At 69.1% G+C, this 18,120-nt stretch carries 18 protein-coding genes, 3 tRNA genes and 1 pseudogene; 4 read left to right on the plus strand and 18 right to left on the minus strand.

Annotation, left to right across the window (positions count from 1 at the left end; all coding sequences use genetic code 11):
* Positions 1–235 precede the first annotated feature (235 nt).
* The 9 genes and pseudogenes from rplL to ACFYR3_RS10320 form a co-directional block, all read right to left on the minus strand.
* The gene (gene rplL / locus ACFYR3_RS10280) at positions 236–613 is read right to left on the minus strand and encodes a 50S ribosomal protein L7/L12 (protein WP_261705306.1); all 378 of its coding nucleotides are present in this window, start codon (positions 611–613) and stop codon (positions 236–238) included.
* A 110-nt stretch (positions 614–723) separates the two neighbouring features.
* Entirely contained in the window at positions 724–1,254 is a 531-nt protein-coding gene (gene rplJ / locus ACFYR3_RS10285) for a 50S ribosomal protein L10 (protein ID WP_153289132.1), read from the minus strand.
* A gap of 287 nt (positions 1,255–1,541) precedes the next feature.
* Positions 1,542–2,228 (minus strand): annotated as a pseudogene (locus ACFYR3_RS10290) (DUF1396 domain-containing protein).
* Between the two features lie 97 nt (positions 2,229–2,325).
* Positions 2,326–3,273 carry a hypothetical protein gene (locus ACFYR3_RS10295; RefSeq protein WP_356782113.1) on the minus strand — a complete coding sequence of 316 codons (948 nt, stop codon included), beginning with the start codon at positions 3,271–3,273 and terminating at the stop codon, positions 2,326–2,328.
* A 190-nt stretch (positions 3,274–3,463) separates the two neighbouring features.
* The gene (rplA, locus tag ACFYR3_RS10300) at positions 3,464–4,189 is read right to left on the minus strand and encodes a 50S ribosomal protein L1 (RefSeq protein WP_355840683.1); all 726 of its coding nucleotides are present in this window, start codon (positions 4,187–4,189) and stop codon (positions 3,464–3,466) included.
* 94 nt (positions 4,190–4,283) lie between these two features.
* Positions 4,284–4,718, minus strand: a complete 435-nt coding sequence (gene rplK, locus ACFYR3_RS10305; RefSeq protein WP_326786085.1) for a 50S ribosomal protein L11 — start codon at positions 4,716–4,718, stop codon at positions 4,284–4,286.
* 193 nt (positions 4,719–4,911) lie between these two features.
* The gene (nusG, locus tag ACFYR3_RS10310; protein WP_356782114.1) at positions 4,912–5,787 is read right to left on the minus strand and encodes a transcription termination/antitermination protein NusG; all 876 of its coding nucleotides are present in this window, start codon (positions 5,785–5,787) and stop codon (positions 4,912–4,914) included.
* A gap of 77 nt (positions 5,788–5,864) precedes the next feature.
* Positions 5,865–6,146 (minus strand): preprotein translocase subunit SecE, encoded by a 282-nt coding sequence (gene secE, locus ACFYR3_RS10315; RefSeq protein WP_103549158.1) that lies wholly within the window; start codon positions 6,144–6,146, stop codon positions 5,865–5,867.
* Positions 6,147–6,255: 109 nt separating this feature from the next.
* A tRNA-Trp gene (locus ACFYR3_RS10320) sits at positions 6,256–6,328 on the minus strand.
* Positions 6,329–6,575: 247 nt separating this feature from the next.
* On the opposite strand from ACFYR3_RS10320, the gene ACFYR3_RS10325 reads away from it, so the two are divergent.
* Together ACFYR3_RS10325 and ACFYR3_RS10330 are read left to right on the plus strand one after the other, a co-directional pair.
* Complete coding sequence (locus ACFYR3_RS10325; protein WP_355840685.1) at positions 6,576–7,802, plus strand: pyridoxal phosphate-dependent aminotransferase; 1,227 nt, start codon at positions 6,576–6,578, stop codon at positions 7,800–7,802.
* A 173-nt stretch (positions 7,803–7,975) separates the two neighbouring features.
* Positions 7,976–8,995 carry an adenosine deaminase gene (locus ACFYR3_RS10330; RefSeq protein ID WP_355840686.1) on the plus strand — a complete coding sequence of 340 codons (1,020 nt, stop codon included), beginning with the start codon at positions 7,976–7,978 and terminating at the stop codon, positions 8,993–8,995.
* A gap of 7 nt (positions 8,996–9,002) precedes the next feature.
* Here the strand turns inward: ACFYR3_RS10330 and ACFYR3_RS10335 are convergent, their stop codons facing one another.
* Positions 9,003–9,653, minus strand: a complete 651-nt coding sequence (locus ACFYR3_RS10335; RefSeq protein ID WP_355840687.1) for a TetR/AcrR family transcriptional regulator — start codon at positions 9,651–9,653, stop codon at positions 9,003–9,005.
* Between the two features lie 125 nt (positions 9,654–9,778).
* Between ACFYR3_RS10335 and ACFYR3_RS10340 the strand changes: the two genes are divergently transcribed.
* Positions 9,779–10,411: an NAD(P)-dependent oxidoreductase gene (locus tag ACFYR3_RS10340; protein ID WP_389282377.1), complete on the plus strand. Its 633-nt coding sequence runs from the start codon at positions 9,779–9,781 to the stop codon at positions 10,409–10,411.
* Positions 10,412–10,525: 114 nt separating this feature from the next.
* Here the strand turns inward: ACFYR3_RS10340 and ACFYR3_RS10345 are convergent, their stop codons facing one another.
* From ACFYR3_RS10345 to ACFYR3_RS10380, 8 genes are all read right to left on the minus strand, one after another.
* Positions 10,526–11,581, minus strand: a complete 1,056-nt coding sequence (locus tag ACFYR3_RS10345) for a UDP-N-acetylmuramate dehydrogenase (RefSeq protein ID WP_355840689.1) — start codon at positions 11,579–11,581, stop codon at positions 10,526–10,528.
* A 191-nt stretch (positions 11,582–11,772) separates the two neighbouring features.
* A complete protein-coding gene (locus ACFYR3_RS10350; protein ID WP_389282379.1) occupies positions 11,773–13,221 on the minus strand; it encodes a DHA2 family efflux MFS transporter permease subunit in 1,449 nt (482 codons plus the stop codon).
* A gap of 366 nt (positions 13,222–13,587) precedes the next feature.
* Positions 13,588–14,157, minus strand: coding sequence for a helix-turn-helix domain-containing protein (locus ACFYR3_RS10355; protein ID WP_355840690.1), 570 nt, complete (start codon positions 14,155–14,157; stop codon positions 13,588–13,590).
* A gap of 299 nt (positions 14,158–14,456) precedes the next feature.
* The gene (locus ACFYR3_RS10360) at positions 14,457–14,885 is read right to left on the minus strand and encodes a MaoC family dehydratase (RefSeq protein WP_356782117.1); all 429 of its coding nucleotides are present in this window, start codon (positions 14,883–14,885) and stop codon (positions 14,457–14,459) included.
* Between the two features lies 1 nt (position 14,886).
* Positions 14,887–15,339, minus strand: coding sequence for a MaoC family dehydratase N-terminal domain-containing protein (locus ACFYR3_RS10365; protein WP_355840692.1), 453 nt, complete (start codon positions 15,337–15,339; stop codon positions 14,887–14,889).
* A gap of 189 nt (positions 15,340–15,528) precedes the next feature.
* Positions 15,529–15,693, minus strand: coding sequence for a 50S ribosomal protein L33 (gene rpmG, locus ACFYR3_RS10370; protein WP_004571794.1), 165 nt, complete (start codon positions 15,691–15,693; stop codon positions 15,529–15,531).
* Positions 15,694–15,780: 87 nt separating this feature from the next.
* Positions 15,781–15,853 (minus strand) — tRNA-Met (locus tag ACFYR3_RS10375).
* A 46-nt stretch (positions 15,854–15,899) separates the two neighbouring features.
* Positions 15,900–15,972, minus strand: a tRNA-Thr gene (locus ACFYR3_RS10380).
* 427 nt (positions 15,973–16,399) lie between these two features.
* Here ACFYR3_RS10380 and ACFYR3_RS10385 point away from each other — a divergent pair.
* Positions 16,400–17,650, plus strand: a complete 1,251-nt coding sequence (locus tag ACFYR3_RS10385; protein WP_355840693.1) for an amidohydrolase family protein — start codon at positions 16,400–16,402, stop codon at positions 17,648–17,650.
* Positions 17,651–18,120: the final 470 nt, after the last annotated feature.

An 18,120-nucleotide genomic window follows, 5' to 3' on the forward strand; every position in this document is an offset into this window, starting at 1 on the left:
GTCACGTGCGGCCCGTCTTGCAACCCGTCCCTCTGCCTGTCACAGGGCGGCCGGAGGCACAACGAAGATCACCATACTCGTCGCGGCCTGCAGCGCAAGGCTGCCGCTTCGGGGACCCCCTGGAACGCCGAAGAGCGACCACCCAGTTGGGTGATCGCTCTTCGGTGCGTCAGCGTTACAGCGCTTCTTGAGCGGCTGTCACAGCTTCACAGGAGTCCTCGGGGGACTCGTCGAGTTACTTGACCTCGACGGAGGCGCCAGCGGCCTTGAGGGACTCGGCAGCCTTCTCGGCGGCCTCCTTGGCGACCTTCTCGAGGACCGGCTTCGGAGCGCCGTCGACGAGGTCCTTGGCCTCCTTCAGACCCAGCGAGGTGAGCTCACGCACGACCTTGATGACCTGGATCTTCTTCTCGCCGGCACCCGTGAGGATGACGTCGAACTCGTCCTGCTCCTCGACGGCCTCAACGGCGGCGGGGCCGACCGGGGCAGCGGCGACCGCGGCGGCGGCGGTGACGTCGAACTTCTCCTCGAAGGCCTTCACGAACTCGGAGAGCTCGATGAGGGTGAGGTTCTCGAACTGCGCGAGCAGCTCTTCCTGGGACAGCTTCGCCATGATGGCGTCCTTCCACTAATTCGGCAGGTGCCGGTATGTACTGGTGAGGCGGGCGTACGTTCGGCCCGCTACGACCGTCGCCTCAGGCGGCGGTCAATGCGCGAGCCGAATTACTCGGCACCGCCCTGCTCGGCCTGCTTGACACGAAGCGCCTCCGCGGTGCGGACGAACTTCGAGGGGAGCGCCTGGAAGAGACGAGCAGTCTGCGTCTGCTTGCCCTTGAAGGCACCCGCCAGCTTGGCGAGCAGAACCTCGCGGGACTCGAGGTCCGCAAGCTTCTTGATCTCGTCGGCGGACAGCGCCTTGCCGTCAAGGACACCGCCCTTGATGACGAGGTTCGGGTTGTCCTTGGCGAAGTCACGAAGACCCTTCGCGGACACCACCGGGTCACCGGTGATGAAGGCGACCGCCGTCGGACCGTTGAACAGGTCGTCGAGCGTAGAGATCCCGGCCTCGTTGGCCGCAATCTTGGTCAGCGTGTTCTTCACCACGGCGTACTGGGCGTCTTCACCGAGCGAACGGCGCAGCGTCTTGAGCTGCGCCACGGTGAGACCCCGGTACTCGGTCAGCACGGCGGCGTTCGAGCTGCGGAACTGGTCCGCGAGCTCGGCTACCGCGGCAGCCTTGTCGGGCCTTGCCATAGAGCGTCGGCCTCCTTCCGGGTGATGAGGACCGCTCAGAAGGGACTGACAAAACGAAACGCCCCGGCGCAGGCGCACGGGGCGTAGCTCTACCGGATTCCTCCGCACGCTGGGCGTGCGAACTCCGGGAACACATCCACGAATCACCTACGCGGGTCGTCCGCAGTTTCAGCGGATCCTTCGGTCACCACGCCCTCTTGCGAGCACGAGGCAACGACCAGCGGTCTTTGGCTTCTCGAGGAGAGTACGTGAAGGGGACGTCGCCAAGCAAATCCGCCCGGAGGGGGTCAGCCCTGCTCGGCGCCCTTCGTCATCTCGGCGAGGTCGACGGCGTCCTTGGCGGGCAGGGCCGTCACCGTCACCGGCCTGTTGAAGTCGAGGAAGGTGATGGTCATGTCGAGCGGGCCCTTGTCGGCGGTCCCCCGCATACGGAACTGCTTGGTGCGGTCGGCGCCGTCGACCGACATGTCCATCGTGAGAAGCGTCGATGCCCATCGTCGTTTACCGGTCGAGGCTCTTCTGCCGCGCCTCACGGGTGGCCTTGTCCTTCATTCTTGAGGGACTTGCGGAACTCGTCGAGGGTGACCTTCCCCTTGTAGTGCGTGGTCCGCACACCGTCGACGGTCTCGGTCCCGACCTTCTTCACGTCCTTCGAGCCGGTGAGGAAGGTCGACTCGGTGGCCGGGTTCCTGTCGGCCGCTCCGCCGCCCGGCTGGTCGGCGTTCAGTTGCTTGTCCGCACCCAGCGCGGACATGTCGAACTTGATCCAGTGCTTGCCGCCCATTGTCCTTGGCGGCCTCGGCGCCTCCGCCGATGTACATCGGCTTGCCCACCAGCCGGATCTCGACCGGGCCGTCGGCGGCCTGGTCCTCGGCGGTCATCTTCATGCTCATGGCCAGCGGCTTCATGCTCATCGCCGCCTCCCCGCCGACCTTGCCCTCCTCGGGGACCCGGCCGGTCATCCGGTAGCGCAGGGATCATCCGAGTTTCCCCGCGACCTGGAGAGGGGGCGGCGAGGCCAGGCCTGGACGGCGGGCGGCGGGGCCAGGCCTGGACGGCGGGCGGCGGGGCTCAGGAGCCGGAAACCGTGCCGGATCCGGTCGACGTGTCGCTGCTGCCGGGTGTCCCGCCCTGCTTCTTCAGGAGGTCCTTGAAGTCCTCGGTGTCACCGGCCGGGGGCGCCGCGGCGGAGACCTTCACTCCGTAGTCGCTGTAGTACGTCGTGGAGGACATCGTGCCGCCCGTCATCTCGGCCTTGGAGACCGCCTTGACGACCAGGCCCTTGCCGTCGACCCAGATGTCGACGGCCTCCGTCGTGATGCCGGCCTGGGTGAACTGCTTCTTCATGTCGGCGAGTTGACCCGCGGTGAGATGGGAACTCTTGGCCGCGAAGTCCGCGACGTTCACCGTGCCCGCGTAGTGCGCGGCCTTCTCGCCGCGGACCGTCTCGTCGCCGACCTTCTTGACGTCGCCGGACGCCAGCAGGGTCTTCACCGACTGGTTCGGCGAATTGTTCTGCATCTGGTCCTTCAGGAGCGCGCCGGAGCCGCCCCCGAACTTCGCCAGGTCGTCGTACCCGTACCTGATCCAGTGCTTGCCGCCCGCCTGCTGGGCGAACGTGTCGCCCATCTTCGCGTAGTAGGCGTCGGACAGATAGCGGGCCTCCATGGAGGCGCTGCCCATCTTGCGCATCGTGTCGGCCATCGTGCCGCCGGTGTACGTGATCGTCATGTCACCGGTGAGGCCGTTGCCCCAGCCCATGACGCCGCCCGACTTCATGGACATGATCGTGCCCATGCTCGTCGTGGACTCGATCCGGGCGGAGTCCGCACCGTCGGTGGACTTCTCGGCGGACCGCAGGGCCGCGATGGGACTGACGCGCGTGGTGCTCTTGTGACCGGCCTTGTCGTCCTTGCCCGAACTCCCGGAAGAACCCGAGGAGTTGCAGGCCGTCACCCCCGCCAGCGCGGCCGTCAGCGCGATCGAGAGGGTCACGCGGCGCACCATGGTGCTGTTCATTCGTCCCACCCCTATGCGAATTATGTGAACCGCACGCTAGCGCAGCCCACTGACACACGTATCTGAATTCCTTCCGGCGCGATCGCCTCGGAAAGGCCTCCGGACATGAGGACGGGCCCCGCACCTCGAAAGGTTGCGGGGCCCGTTCAGATACGCGTGCGCGACGCGGTCACCGGGGTGAGCGGGAGGCTCAGACGGCGGCCGGGTCCTCCTCGACGAGGAGGTTGCGGGTGCGGTTCGAGTCGACGGGAACGCCGGGGCCGATCGTGGTGCTGATCGCGGCCTTCTTGATGTAGCGACCCTTGGCGGCCGACGGCTTCAGACGAAGGATCTCGTCGAGGGCCGCACCGTAGTTCTCCACCAGCTTGGCGTCGTCGAAGGACACCTTGCCGATGATGAAGTGCAGGTTCGAGTGCTTGTCGACGCGGAACTCGATCTTGCCACCCTTGATCTCGGTGACAGCCTTGGCGACGTCCGGGGTCACGGTGCCGGTCTTGGGGTTCGGCATGAGACCACGGGGACCGAGCACGCGGCCGAGGCGGCCGACCTTGCCCATGAGGTCCGGGGTGGCGACGACGGCGTCGAAGTCCAGACGGCCCTTCGCCACCTCGTCGATGAGCTCGTCGGAGCCGACGATGTCGGCGCCCGCGGCAGTCGCGGCCTCGGCACGGTCACCGGTCGCGAAGACCAGGACCCGGGCGGTCTTACCGGTGCCGTGCGGGAGGTTCACGGTGCCACGGACCATCTGGTCGGCCTTGCGCGGGTCGACACCCAGGCGGAAGGCGACCTCGACGGTGCCGTCGAACTTGCTCGTGGAGGTCTCCTTGGCGAGACGGACGGCCTCGAGCGGGGCGTAGAGCTTCTCCCGGTCGACCTTGGCGTCCGCAGCGCGGAGAGACTTGCTGCGCTTGCTCACTACTGCTCCTGATGTGTTCTGAGGAGTCGTGGTACGGGCCGAGCAGGCCCTGCCACGCGCGGCCGGAGCCGCATGGTTCCTACGAAGGTGGGTGTCAGCCCTCGACCGTGACGCCCATGGAACGGGCGGTGCCGGCGATGATCTTCGCGGCGGCGTCCAGGTCGTTGGCGTTGAGGTCGGGCATCTTGGTCGTGGCGATCTCGCGGACCTGCGCCTGGGTGATCTTGGCGACCTTGGTCTTGTGCGGCTCGCCGGAGCCCTTCTCGACACCCGCGGCCTTGAGGATCATCTTGGCGGCCGGCGGAGTCTTGGTCACGAAGGTGAAGGAGCGGTCTTCGTAGACCGTGATCTCCACCGGGATGACCCAGCCACGCTGCGACTCGGTCGCGGCGTTGTAGGCCTTGCAGAACTCCATGATGTTGACGCCGTGCTGACCGAGCGCGGGGCCGACCGGCGGGGCCGGGTTCGCCGCACCGGCGTTGATCTGGAGCTTGATAAGCCCCGTGACCTTCTTCTTCTTGGGAGGCATTCCGGGTCCTCTTTCGTTTTCGCCTTCCTACGTCCGAGTCGCCCCGGACGGCTGCCTTCAACCGAGGTGATGATCCGGATGGAGGCATACCGCACAACGATAACGGGTATCTGCGCGCGGCTAAAAACCGAGCAGGTCAGACGGGCTGTGACAGCCCGTCTGACCTGTTCGGAAGACGTACGTCCAGAAGGTGCTAGTTCTTCTGGATCTGGTCGAAGGAGAGCTCGACCGGGGTCTCGCGGCCGAAGATCTCGACGAGGCCCTTGACCTTCTTCGAGTCGGCGTTGATCTCGTTGATGGTCGCCTGCAGCGTGGCGAACGGGCCGTCGGTGACGGTGACCGAGTCGCCGACCTCGAAGTCCAGCACCTGGACCTCGACCTTGCGCTGCGGAGCGGGCCTGCCCTCGGCCTCTGCGGCCTCGCGGGCGGCCTTCTCCTCGGCCTCCGGGGCGAGCATCTTGACGATCTCGTCCAGGGTCAGCGGGTACGGGTCGTAGGCGTTGCCCACGAAGCCGGTGACGCCGGGCGTGTTGCGGACGACACCCCAGGACTCGTTCGTCAGGTCCATGCGGACCAGAACGTAGCCCGGGAGCTTGTTCTGCTTGATCGTCTTGCGCTCGCCGTTCTTGATCTGCGCGACTTCTTCCTGCGGCACCTCGGCCTGGAAGATGAAGTCCTCGACGTTCAGCGAAACGGCACGCTGTTCGAGGTTGGTCTTCACGCGGTTCTCGTAACCGGCGTACGTGTGGATGACGTACCACTCGCCGGGGAGCATGCGCAGTTCCTCGCGCAGGGCGGTCACGGGGTCGACGGGCTCGGCCTCTACTTCGGGCTCGGCCTCTACTTCAGCCTCGGCCTCGTCGGCGAGCGCCTCGGCGGGCACGTCCTCGTCCTCGACGTCGTCACCGGACTCGTCCTCGACGTGCAGGGCCGCATCCTCGGCGGGCTCGCCGGCGGCGGCATCGGCAGCCTCGAACTCGTCCACGACGTCCGCTCCCTCGACGATCTCGAGCTCGTCGTCAACGGACTCGACCGACTCGGTGGCGTCGTTCAGGTTCGGGTCAGACACGGTGGCTGCTTCTTCCTGGATACATGGGGGTGGAACACGCGAAAGGGGCGCCGGTGACGGCGCCCTTCGCTCTCGGCTCAGCCGAAGACGTACTTGGCGGCGTGGTTGAGCCCATAGTCAATCACGGTCACCAGGCCGATCATGATGACGACGAACACAATCACCACTGTGGTGTAAGTCGTCAGCTGATTGCGAGTCGGCCAGACAACCTTACGGAGTTCCGCGATGATCTGGCGGTAGAAAGTGGCAAGGCGCTTCAGCGGGCCCTTCTTGGCACGCTTACCACCCTTGCGGGCCTTCTTTTTGGACTCCGGCGCCTCGGCATCAGGCATGTCGATGGAGCCCACGGCGTCCGTCACTCGTCCTCACCTGATTCCCGGGTCGTGACCGTGCCGCGCCCGGTTGAGCCGCACGGCGGTGCATTGCAGTACGTACATGCGCACACATCCTGGCGAAAGGAGTGTGTAGCAGGGCCGGAGGGACTTGAACCCCCAACCGCTGGTTTTGGAGACCAGTGCTCTACCAATTGAGCTACGACCCTTTGATTTCCCCCAACGTACCGCATCCGACCGGATGCTCGGTGTGCACCGGTTGAGCGCGGCCGGTGAAGGCCAACGAGGTGAGAGTGTACGTGGTCCGGAGCCGGTCGTCGAACAGAAAGTGTCCGTACGGGCTTCCTCCGTTGAAGATCGACTGGTGGGCGCGCGGATCCGAATGAACGTTCTGCCGTTGTTCAGTCTGTGAAACCCGTGTGCCGGGGGCGTTTCCGGTCTGAAACGATGGGTCCCATGAGCCCTGCAACCCCTCCCACCGAGCGCCGGGTCTCCGCCCGAGTCGGCGCGATCTCCGAGTCCGCCACCCTCGCCGTGGACGCCAAGGCCAAGGCACTCAAGGCCGCCGGACGTCCGGTGATCGGCTTCGGCGCCGGTGAGCCCGACTTCCCGACCCCGGACTACATCGTCCAGGCAGCCATCGAGGCCTGCTCGAACCCCAAGTACCACCGCTACACGCCGGCCGGCGGGCTCCCCGAGCTGAAGGCCGCGATCGCCGCCAAGACGCTGCGCGACTCCGGCTACGAGGTGGAGGCCGCCCAGGTCCTGGTCACCAACGGCGGCAAGCAGGCCATCTACGAGGCCTTCGCCGCGATCCTCGACCCGGGCGACGAGGTCATCGTCCCGGCGCCGTACTGGACGACCTACCCGGAGTCCATCCGTCTCGCCGGGGGTGTCCCGGTGGACGTCGTCGCGGACGAGACCACCGGCTACCGCGTCTCGGTCGAGCAGCTGGAGGCCGCCCGCACCGAGAACACGAAGGTGCTGCTCTTCGTCTCCCCGTCCAACCCGACGGGCGCGGTCTACACCCGCGAGCAGATCGAGGAGATCGGCCGCTGGGCCGCCGAGAAGGGCCTGTGGGTCCTGACCGACGAGATCTACGAGCACCTGGTCTACGGGGACGCGGAATTCCACTCCCTGCCCGTCGTGGTGCCCGAGCTGCGCGACAAGTGCATCGTCGTCAACGGCGTCGCCAAGACGTACGCGATGACCGGCTGGCGCGTGGGCTGGGTCATCGGCCCGAAGGACGTCATCAAGGCCGCGACCAACCTCCAGTCGCACGCCACGTCGAACGTCTCGAACGTGGCCCAGGTCGCCGCACTCGCCGCCGTCTCGGGCGACCTCACGGCCGTCGCGAAGATGCGCGAGGCCTTCGACCGCCGCCGCAAGACCATGGTGCGCATGCTGAACGAGATCGACGGCGTGCTCTGCCCCGAGCCCGAGGGCGCCTTCTACGCGTACCCCTCGGTCAAGGGACTCCTCGGCAAGGAGATCCGCGGCAAGCGCCCCGCGGACACGGTCGAGCTGGCCGCGCTCATCCTGGAGGAGTCCGAGGTCGCGGTCGTCCCGGGCGAGGCCTTCGGCACGCCGGGCTACCTGCGCCTGTCGTACGCCCTCGGTGACGAGGACCTCGTCGAGGGCGTCAGCCGGATCCAGCAGCTGCTGTCCGAGGCGAAGGACTGACCTCCTTCGTCCTCTCGCGCCCTTCGGGGCGCCGGTGACGTCATCGCGCTCCACGCGCGCGTGCGGGGGCCGGCCACTCCGCGGAGTGGCCGGCCCCCGTTCGTTCGTTCGAGCAAGCCTCCGATCAGCGAAAGCGCTACCGGCACGACATCCGCGTACGGCAGGATCTTTGGATGGAGCGCGTACGTGATGTGAGTGAACTGCCGAAGGCCCATCTGCACCTGCACTTCACCGGGTCGATGCGGCACACCACCCTGCTGGAACTGGCCGACAAGTACGGCGTACGGCTGCCGGACGCGCTGACCAGCGGGGAACCGCCGAAACTGCGGGCGACCGACGAGCGCGGCTGGTTCCGCTTCCAGCGCCTGTACGACGCCGCGCGGTCGTGCCTGAGAGAGCCCGAGGACATCCAGCGCCTGGTACGTGAGGCCGCCGAGGAGGACCTGAAGGACGGCTCCGGGTGGCTGGAGATCCAGGTCGACCCGACGTCGTACGCCCCTCGCCTCGGCGGGTTGATCCCGGCCCTGGAGGTCATCCTGGACGCGGTCGACTCGGCCGTGCGGGAGACCGGACTCGGGATGCGCGTCCTGGTGGCCGCCAACCGGATGAAGCACCCGTTGGACGCCCGCACACTGGCCCGGCTCGCCGTGCGCTACGCGGACCGGGGGATCGTCGGTTTCGGGCTCTCCAACGACGAGCGGCGGGGCATGGCGCGGGACTTCGACCGGGCCTTCGCGATCGCGCGCGAGGGCGGGCTGCTGTCCGCGCCGCACGGCGGCGAGCTGACCGGGCCCGCCTCGGTCCGCGACTGCCTGGACGATCTGCACGCCTCACGGATCGGCCACGGGGTGCGGGCCGCCGAGGACCCGCGGCTGCTGAAGCGCCTGGCGGACCGCGGAGTGACCTGTGAGGTCTGCCCCGCCTCGAACGTCGCCCTGGGCGTCTACGAGAAGCACGCCGATGTCCCCCTGCGAACTCTGTTCGAAGCCGGTGTACCGATGGCCCTCGGAGCCGACGATCCACTGCTCTTCGGATCCCGGCTCGCCGCCCAGTACGAGATCGCCCGCCGCCACCACGCCTTCACCGACCCGGAGCTGGCAGAGCTGGCCCGCCAGTCCATCCGCGCCTCGGCGGCCCCGGAGGATGTCCGGGCGAAACTGCTGGCCGGCGTCGACGACTGGCTGGCTTCCTAGCCGCTTCTCAGGCCCCCGCCGTCTCCGCCGTGTCCCTGGGCGCGATCCCGGCGAGCAGCGTGCGGGCGAGCGCCGGGGCGAAGGTGTCCAGGGGCGGGGGCGCGCCCTCGGGGGTGGCGTCGTAGGCGAACGCCCGCTGCGCACAGGCGCCGAGGAGGAGGGACGCGGCCGCGAAGGTGTCGGTGTCCGGCCGTATGCGCCCGGCCCGCTGCTCCGCCAGCAGATACGCGGCGACGCCCCGGATGGGCATGTGCGGGCCCGCGCCCATGGCCCGCATGGCGTCGTCGTGGCGGCGCTTGAGCTGTGTCTCCGCGTACAGGGAGGCAGCGATCGGGAAACTCTGCTCATAGAAGAGGGCCGCCTGGCGGGCGATCTCGGTGAGGTTCTCCTCCAGGGAGTGCTTCCCCGGCTCGGCCGTCAGCCGCTCCAGGAGGGGGCCCAGCCGCGGCAGCCGCTCCTGTAGGACCCGGATGAACAGCTCTTCCTTGCTCGCGAAGTACTTGTAGAGCGCGGCCTCGGAGCAGCCGGCCGCCCGGGCGATCTCCTTGGTGGTGGCGCGGGAGAGGCCGAGGGTGAGCATGAGCTCGTGCGCCGCGTCGAGGATGCGGATCCTGGCCGGCTTCGACGGCGTGGGCTCCGTGGCGGATTTCTGCTGCATGGGGCCCAAGGATTCCATGACACGTCCTCACGGGTTGACGGGTGGGTGAGTACTTACTCACTCTAGAAGAAGCATGGGTGAGTGAACACTCACCCACCCCATCCCCACCTCATGCGGAGCGCGTCATGAAACTCACCGTTCTCGGTGCCACCGGAGGCATCGGCCAGGAGATCGTCCGCCAGGCCCTGGGCGCGGGCCACCAGGTCAAGGCCGTCGTACGGGATCCCGCGCGGCTCACCGTCACGGGCGCGGGTCTGGAGGTGTTCCGGGCGGATCTCACCGACCCGGGGTCGCTGCGCCCCGCCGTCGCGGGCCGGGACGCGGTCCTGTCCGGTCTCGGCGCACGCAGCCGCAAGGACGCCGGGGTCGCGGCCCGGCTCACCCGTACGGTGCTGGGCGCCATGGAGGCGGAGCAGGTGCGGCGGCTGCTGGTGGTCAGCGCGAGCCCGGTCGGTCCCGGCGCCGAGAACGACACGCTCGTCGACCGCACCATGCGGCGCCTGATCTCCAGCATCCTGAAGGACGTCTACGCCGACCTGCGGGAGATGGAGGACGAACTGGCGGACAGTGCCACGGACTGGACCGTCGTCCGTCCGCCCCGGCTCCAGAACAAGCCGCTGACCGGCTCCTACCGCACGGCCGTGGGCGGCTTCCCTCCCAAGGGCCGCTTCATCGCGCGCGCGGACGTGGCGCACGCGATGCTGGCGATGATCGACGACCCGGGGACCGTGAAGCAGGGCGTCGGCGTCGCCTACTAGGGCGAGCCCACATGTCCGACACCTGCCGGGCGCGCGGCGAGGGCCTGCGGGGCTTTCGGGGCCCTTAAGGGAACGTCGAAGCCCTCAGAACCCTTCGGAGACCTTGAGGGCCTCTCAGAGGCCGGCGTTCACCGTCACCGGTTCGTTGACGAGGGTGATCCCGAAGGCGTCACGGACACCGGCGACGACTTCGCGGGCCAGCGCGAGGAGGTCCTCGGTGGTGGCCCCGCCCCGGTTGGTCAGGGCCAGCGTGTGCTTGGTGGAGATGCGGGCGGGCCCGGTTCCGTAGCCCTTGGTGAAGCCCGACTTGTCGATCAGCCAGGCCGCGGAGGTCTTGGTGTGGCCCTCACCGGCCGCGTACGCCGGCGGTACGGCGTCGGCGCCGAGCCGCTCCTTCACGCGCGCGTGGAACGCGGCGAACGCCTCGTCCGTGAGGATCGGGTTGGTGAAGAACGACCCGGCGGACCAGGTGTCGTGGTCCTCGGGGTCGAGCACCATGCCTTTACCGGCACGCAGCTTCAGTACGGTCTCGCGGGCGGCGCCGAGGGGCACGCGGTCGCCGGGCTCCACACCGAGCGCGCGGGCCGTCTCGGCGTACTTGACCGGCGCCGACAGCCCCTGCGCGTCCTCCAGCTCGAAGCGGACGCGCAGCACCACATGGCGCTCGGGGTCGGCCTTGAAGCGGCTGTGGCGGTACGAGAAGGCGCACTCGGCGTTGGTCAGCGTGACCGTCTCGCGCGTCTTCCGGTCGTAGGCGATCACTTCGGTGATCGTCGATGACACTTCCTGGCCGTACGCGCCCACGTTCTGGATCGGAGTCGCGCCCGCGGAGCCAGGGATACCGGCGAGGCACTCGATCCCGGCGAGCCCTGCCTCGACGGTGCGGGCGACCGCGTCGGTCCACACCTCGCCCGCGGCCAGCTCCAGCCTCGTACCGTCGAGCGAGAAGCCCTTCGTGGCGATGCGCAGTGCGGTCCCGGCGAAGCCCTTGTCGCCGATGACCAGGTTCGATCCGCCGCCGATGAGCAGCAGCGGGGTACCGGCGTCGTCGGCCTCGCGCACGGCGGCGACCACCTCGGCGTCGGTCGTGGCGGTGATCAGCCGGGCGGCCGGGCCGCCGAGCCGGAAGGTGGTCAGCGGGGCGAGCGGGGCATCGTGGAGTTCCTGCACGCGCCCAAGACTACGAGAAGCGGCGGGGGCGCCCGGCCACCGGTGCGCTCCGGAGACGCGAGCGGCCCCGCCGGTGGGGCGGGGCCGCTCGCGTCCGAGCGCTTGACCGAGGTGGCTCTCCTGGGGGTTCGATCGCACGATCAGGTGATTCCCCGGGGGCGGCCGAAGGGCCGGTACCTCCGTTCCGCGCGTCAGCGGGAGGCGGTTTCGAGGGAGGCGGTCACAAGCCGGTCGGCTTCGACCGAGTCCGCTTCGAAGGATTCGGCCTCCCGGTCCACCGGGTCGCCTTCGAGGGCGTGCGCCGGGGCGTCGGCCGTCTCGGTACGCGCCGCGCGCCGGGCGGTCGGGATGAGCAGGGCCGCGAGACCCGCGAGGGCGACGACCGAGGCGCCGACCACGAGCGCGGGGCGCAGTCCGTCGATGAAGGTCTGGGCGGTCGCGTAGCCGCCCTGCGCCGAGAAGATCGAGGACATCACCGCGATGCCGAGCGCGCCGCCCACCTCGCGCAGCGCGTTGTTGGCGCCGGAGGCGATGCCCTGCTCGTGCGGCCGGACGCTGGACATGACCAGGTTGGAGGCCGGGGCGAAGTAGAGGGACATCCCGATGCCGCTGATGATCAGCGCGGGCAACTGGGAGGCGTACGAGGCGTCGGCGGCGACCACGGAGGCGTAGTACGCGAGCCCGGCGGCCTGCAGGAAGAGCCCGGTAGCGACGACGGGGCGCCCGCCGATGCGGTCGGACAGGTAGCCGGCGATGGGCGCGACGAGCATCGGCATGCCGGTCCAGGGAAGCATCCGCAGCCCCGCCTCGGTCGGCGAGTATCCGAGCACGCCCTGCATGTACTGGCTGAGCAGGAAGATCGAGCCGAACATCCCGAGGAACATCAGCAGGCTGGCCGCGTTGATCCCGGCGAAGGCTCGGGAGCGGAAGAGCCGCATCGGGAGCATCGGGTGCTTGGCCCGGGTGCCGTGGATGACGAAGCCGGTGAGCAGCGCGGCACCCGCGAACAGGCCGGTCAGGACGAACGGGCTGGTCCAGCCGTCGGCAGGCCCGCGAACCAGGCCGTAGACGATCCCGAAGAGACCGCCGCTGGCGAGCAGGGTGCCCGGGAAGTCGAGCCTGGCACCGGCACCGAACGACTCGGACAGACGCAGCCGGGCGAGCGGGAGCACGGCGAGACCCAGCGGTACGTTCAGCCAGAAGATCCAGTGCCACGAGATGTGTTCGGTGAGGCTGCCGCCGATGAGGGGCCCGGAGGCGACCGCGAGTCCATTGACGGCGCCCCAGATCCCGTATGCCATCCCGCGCCTGGCGGCCGGAACCGCGGCCGTCAGCAGGGTCAGCGTCAGCGGCATCATGATCGCCGCGCCGACGCCCTGCACCGCGCGGGCGGCGATCAGCGAGTCGATGCCGGGCGCCATGGCCGCGGCGGCGGACGCTCCGGTGAAGACGCTCAGGCCGACCAGGAAGAGCCTGCGGCGGCCGAACCGGTCACCCAGCGCCGCGCCGAACATCAGCAGGACGGCGAAGGTGAGCGTGTAGGCGCTCACGGTCCATTCCAGGTCGCCCAGCGCTCCCCCGAGATCCTTGCGGATGGAGGGCAGGGCGGTGGTGACGACGAGATTGTCGAGGGCCGCCATGAATCCGGCGACGCTGGTGATGAGGAGGGCCCACCCGGCTCCACCTCGACGCGCAGTCGATTCCCCGGCCGCAGCCGCAGCCGCGGTCGATGCCGTAGCCGGTCCCGTGGCCGCGTCCACGGTCGATGCGGTGGCCGACTCCGCGATCGCATCCGCCGGCGGCGCTGCGGCCGATCCGGTGGCCGGTGCCGCGGCCGAAAGGGTGGCCGGTGCTGTGGCCGGTGCCGCCGATCCGTTCTGTGTTGTCCTTGCCGTCCGCTGAGACATCGCTCCCCCAGGGTTGATGTGATCACCATTGATGGTTAGTTATTGATGACTAACTTTCGCGCCCATGAAAAGGCGCCAAACTCCGCCTTGGCCATCGCGCTACTTCTCCAGCCGGCCCGTGACCCGCGCCGACGGGTAGAGCCCTTCCCAGACCCGGTGCTCGGGCGGGAACCCCATCGCCACCAGGCAGTTGATGAGCATTCCGTACGCCATGAAGGTCGCGGTCTCGTCCGCGTCGGCCCCGAGCGGCACATGAACCGTGTCCCAGAGCCGCATCCAGCCAGCCCGGACCGCCTCGCCGAGCTCATGGTCGCCGGCCTCCTCGGCGGCCGCCACCGCGACGTACATCTGCATCTGCATGAGCAGCCGCTCCGGGTGCTCCGCGATGACCTTCACGTAGGCGTTCGCCATGGCATGCACGGCCTCTTCGCCCTCCAGCCCTTCGGTGGCCTCCTCCAGGGTGCGTCGGGCGAGATCCATGCAGTGCTCGGCGGCCGCCAGGAAGATCGCCTTCTTGCCAGGGAAGAGCCGGAAGAGATACGGCTGCGAGACACCCACGCGCTTGGCGATCGCCTCGGTGGACGTGCCGTAGTAGCCGCCGTGGGCGAACTCGCTCATCGCCGCACGGATGACGCTCTCGCGCCTCTCCTCTGCGCTCATCCTGACCATGCGGCTAAGTTAGTACTCAATCACTAACCAGGTCAAGAGGTGCGGAGGCCTAGGGGTCGCATGACAGCCAGTACTGCCCCGCCCTGTCGCGTCGCGTCCCGCCCGTCCGGCCCTGCCCCGTCGCACCCAGTCCCGCTTCCCGCCCGTCCGGCGCTGCCCCGTCGCACCCAGTCCCGCTTCCCCTCTCGCCCGGCATCGCATTGCCTCGCCTCGCCTCGCCAACAAGAAACGCGTAAGGGGCGCCCGCAATTGCGGACGCCCCTTACGCGACTTGGGGATCAAGTTGCTTGACCTGGGGTTCAAGCCAGCCGTACGACCGCTCGGGACATCCCCAGCACCTTCTGTCCGGCACTGGTCGCCGTGAGGTCGACGCGGACGGTGTTGTCGTCGAGCTTGGCGGCGACCTTGCCGCTGACCTCGATGATCGCGCCCTTGTCGTCGTTCGGGACGACGACGGGCTTGGTGAAGCGGACGCCGTACTCGACCACGGAGCCCGGGTCACCCGCCCAGTCGGTCACCACACGGATCGCCTCGGCCATGGTGAACATGCCGTGCGCGATGACGTCGGGAAGGCCCACCTCGACCGCGAACTTCTCGTTCCAGTGGATGGGGTTGAAGTCCCCGGAGGCCCCCGCGTACTGGACGAGCGTGGCACGCGTCACGGAAAACGTCCGGGCCGGCAGCTCGGTGCCGACCTCGACGTCCGCGTAAGAGATCTTCGCCGTCATGTCAGCCCACCTCCGCCGCACGGGACACGAGCTTCGTGACAGCCGTCACGACGTGCTCGCCCGCCTCGTCGTGGACCTCGCCACGGATGTCCAGGATGTCGTTGCCCGCGAGGGACTTGATCGACTCGATGGTCGAGGTGACCGTGAGACGGTCGCCCGCGCGCACCGGGCGGGTGTACGCGAACTTCTGGTCGCCGTGCACCACCCGGTTGTAGTCGAGGCCCAGTTGCGGGTCCTGGACGACCTGGCCCGCGGCCTTGAACGTGATGGCGAACACAAAGGTCGGCGGGGCGATCACGTCCGGATACCCGAGCGCGCGTGCGGCCTCGGGGTCCGTGTACGCAGGGTTGCTGTCCCCCACGGCCTCCGCGAACTCGCGGATCTTCTCCCGACCGACCTCATAGGGATCGGTGGGCGGGTAGGACCGCCCTACGAAGGACTGGTCGAGCGCCATGGGCTCGGCACCTCCTGGTTGTCTTCGCTGCGCTTGCGTCGCAGCTGGACCGACCGTCTTGGCCGGACGGCCCATCTTCGCTCTAAATCGCTGGTCCACCTATGCCGCCGGGTACGCGCCCGACATCGGTTCCACAACGACGCGAGGCCGCCCCCCGTGAAGGGGACGGCCTCGTGTACGAGCCTGAAACTATCGCGTTTCGCGGTGCGCGGTGTGCGCGTTGCAACGCGGGCAGTGCTTCTTCATCTCCAGTCGGTCCGGGTCGTTACGCCGGTTCTTCTTGGTGATGTAGTTCCGCTCCTTGCACTCCACGCAGGCCAGCGTGATCTTGGGGCGGACGTCGGTGGCAGCCACAGGAGTGCTCCTTGACGAACGGATGGGACATTAACGCATAGAAGAGTAGCCGATCGAAGGACCGACCCCACAATCGGCTACTGTCAGTAGCGGTGACCGGACTTGAACCGGTGACACAGCGATTATGAGCCGCTTGCTCTACCGACTGAGCTACACCGCTGAGATGCGATCGGCCCCCGTCTTGCGACGGGAACCTCTCACACCAGAGCCCCAATACGGAATCGAACCGTAGACCTTCTCCTTACCATGGAGACGCTCTACCGACTGAGCTATTGGGGCGAGCGATGAAGACATTACACGGTCGGCCGCCGATCGCCCAAATCCGTTTCGCGGCACCCGCCCCGGCCTGACCCCAGGCGTTTCCCCGGGCGTTCCCAGAACCCCTCACAGGCCTCTCAGGCCCCTTGGATCACACGGGGTGACGGGCCTCCCGGCCGCCCATGGGCGGGGGTGACCGGGCACTTACGTGGCCGGGCAGGGGGTCGCCGCGGACGGGGGTGGCCCCGGACGGGCAGACGGCTGACAGCCGCCCCGGCCAGGAGATGGCTGGTCCCCGGCTCGCCGACGGACCACACCGGTACGACTATTGCGCTCCTCCCCGACGTTGACGGGTCGCCGCCCTAGGCTCGACTCACGCTGCGTGATCTTGTGTCCCCACGCTCCGCAGTCGTCCCTCCCGCAGCCGCCCCCGAGCCCCAGGAGCGCGATGCCCGACAGTCAGCAGCAGCCGCCCCATTCCTCGTCGGGTCGGACCGACACGGCCGCTCTCCTGCTGTGCGGGGCGCGGCTCACCGACGGCCGGACCGTGGACGTACGGCTGGGTGGCGGTCGTATCGAGGCTGTCGGTACCGCCGGGAGCCTGGCGGCGGGTGCCTCGGGGGCTCTCGCCGCGAAGCTGGACCTCGACGGTTACCTCCTTCTGCCGGCCCCCGCCGAGGCCCACGCGCACAGCGACACGGCCCTCACAGCCGACGGCGACGGCCCTCTCGCGTACGACGACCAGGAGATCCAGCGCCGGGCCACCGAGGCGGCGCTGCTGCAACTCGGGCACGGCGTCACGGCGTTGCGGTCCCATGTGCGCGTCGGCGACGTACAGGGGCTGGACGCGCTGGCGGCGGTGCTCGAGGTACAGCGGTCGTTGCGGGGGCTCACCGAACTGACGACGGTGGCGATGCCGCGGGTACTGACCGGGGCGGCCGGCGCCGACGGGCTCGCGATGCTGCGGGACGCCCTGAAGATGGGCGCTTCCGTGGTGGGCGGCTGCCCGGACGCGGACCCCGATCCGACGGGGTACGTCGAGGCCGTCCTGGAACTCGCCTCCGAGCACGGCTGCCCGGTCGATCTGCACACGGACGCCGCCGATCCCGCCCGGCTCGCCCGGCTCGCCGCGATGGCGGGCGGGCTGCGGCCCGGAGTGACGCTCGGCCCGTGCGGTGGGCTCGGCCGGCTGCCGTCCGAGGTGGCCTCCCGCGCCGCGGACCAACTCGCCGCGGCCGGAGTGACGGTGGTGTGTCTGCCGCAGGGTGGCTGCGGTTCGGCCGACCGGCGCGGCACCGCTCCCGTACGGCTGTTGCGCGCGGCCGGCGTACGGGTCACGGCGGGCAGTGGCGCCCTGCGCGACGTGTCCAACCCGGTGGGACGCGGGGACCCGCTGGAAGCCGCCTACTTGCTGGCCTCGCGAGGCGGGCTGCGGCCCGAGGACGCCTACGCCACGGTGAGTTGTGCCGCCCGGGCCGCCCTCGGCCTGCCCGAGGTGCGCGTGGAGGCCGGATTCCCGGCCGAGTTGCTCGCCGTGCGCGGGGACCGGCTCGCGGGGGCGCTGTCCCTCGCGTACAGCCGGATCGTTGTCCACCGCGGGCGAGTGGTGGCGCGGACCAGCGCGGTGCGGGAGTACTGCAACTCGGCGGCCGAGTCGGGTCTGGAACTGCCCCGGCAAGGACGGGGCGAGCCGTCGTAGCCGGGCCGGGCACGGCGCCTTCGCTTCACGCTCGCGTGAAGCGAAGGCGGCGTCGCGGCTCGCGGCTCATCGCCGACACGGCGCGCACGGCGGCCAGGCGCGCTTGGAGCGCTTGGAGCGCTTGGAGCGCTTGGAGCGCTTGGAGCGCTTGGAGCGCTTGGAGCGCTTGGAGCGAGGATGGCCACCCGCGCGCGTGAGGTGATTGGCGGGGCACCCGCACGTGAGGTGACCGGTGGCACGCGCGCGTGGACGTGACCGGTGACACGCGCGCGTGGACGTGACCGGTGACACGCGCGCGTGCCGCGCTCCTCCGCGGGCTTCACAGGTTCCCTCGCGGGACTGCACAGGCTTCAGCGCCTCTACGGGCTCCACGCCCCCGTTACCTTTTCCGTGGCCCCGCAATGGGGCGCCTGGCCCCCGGGTCCGGTATGGCTGTGTGCCCCCTGTCGTACGGATGACCTGGGGGGTGT

The organism is Streptomyces sp. NPDC005784 (assembly GCF_042871525.1).
Taxonomy (GTDB): domain Bacteria; phylum Actinomycetota; class Actinomycetes; order Streptomycetales; family Streptomycetaceae; genus Streptomyces.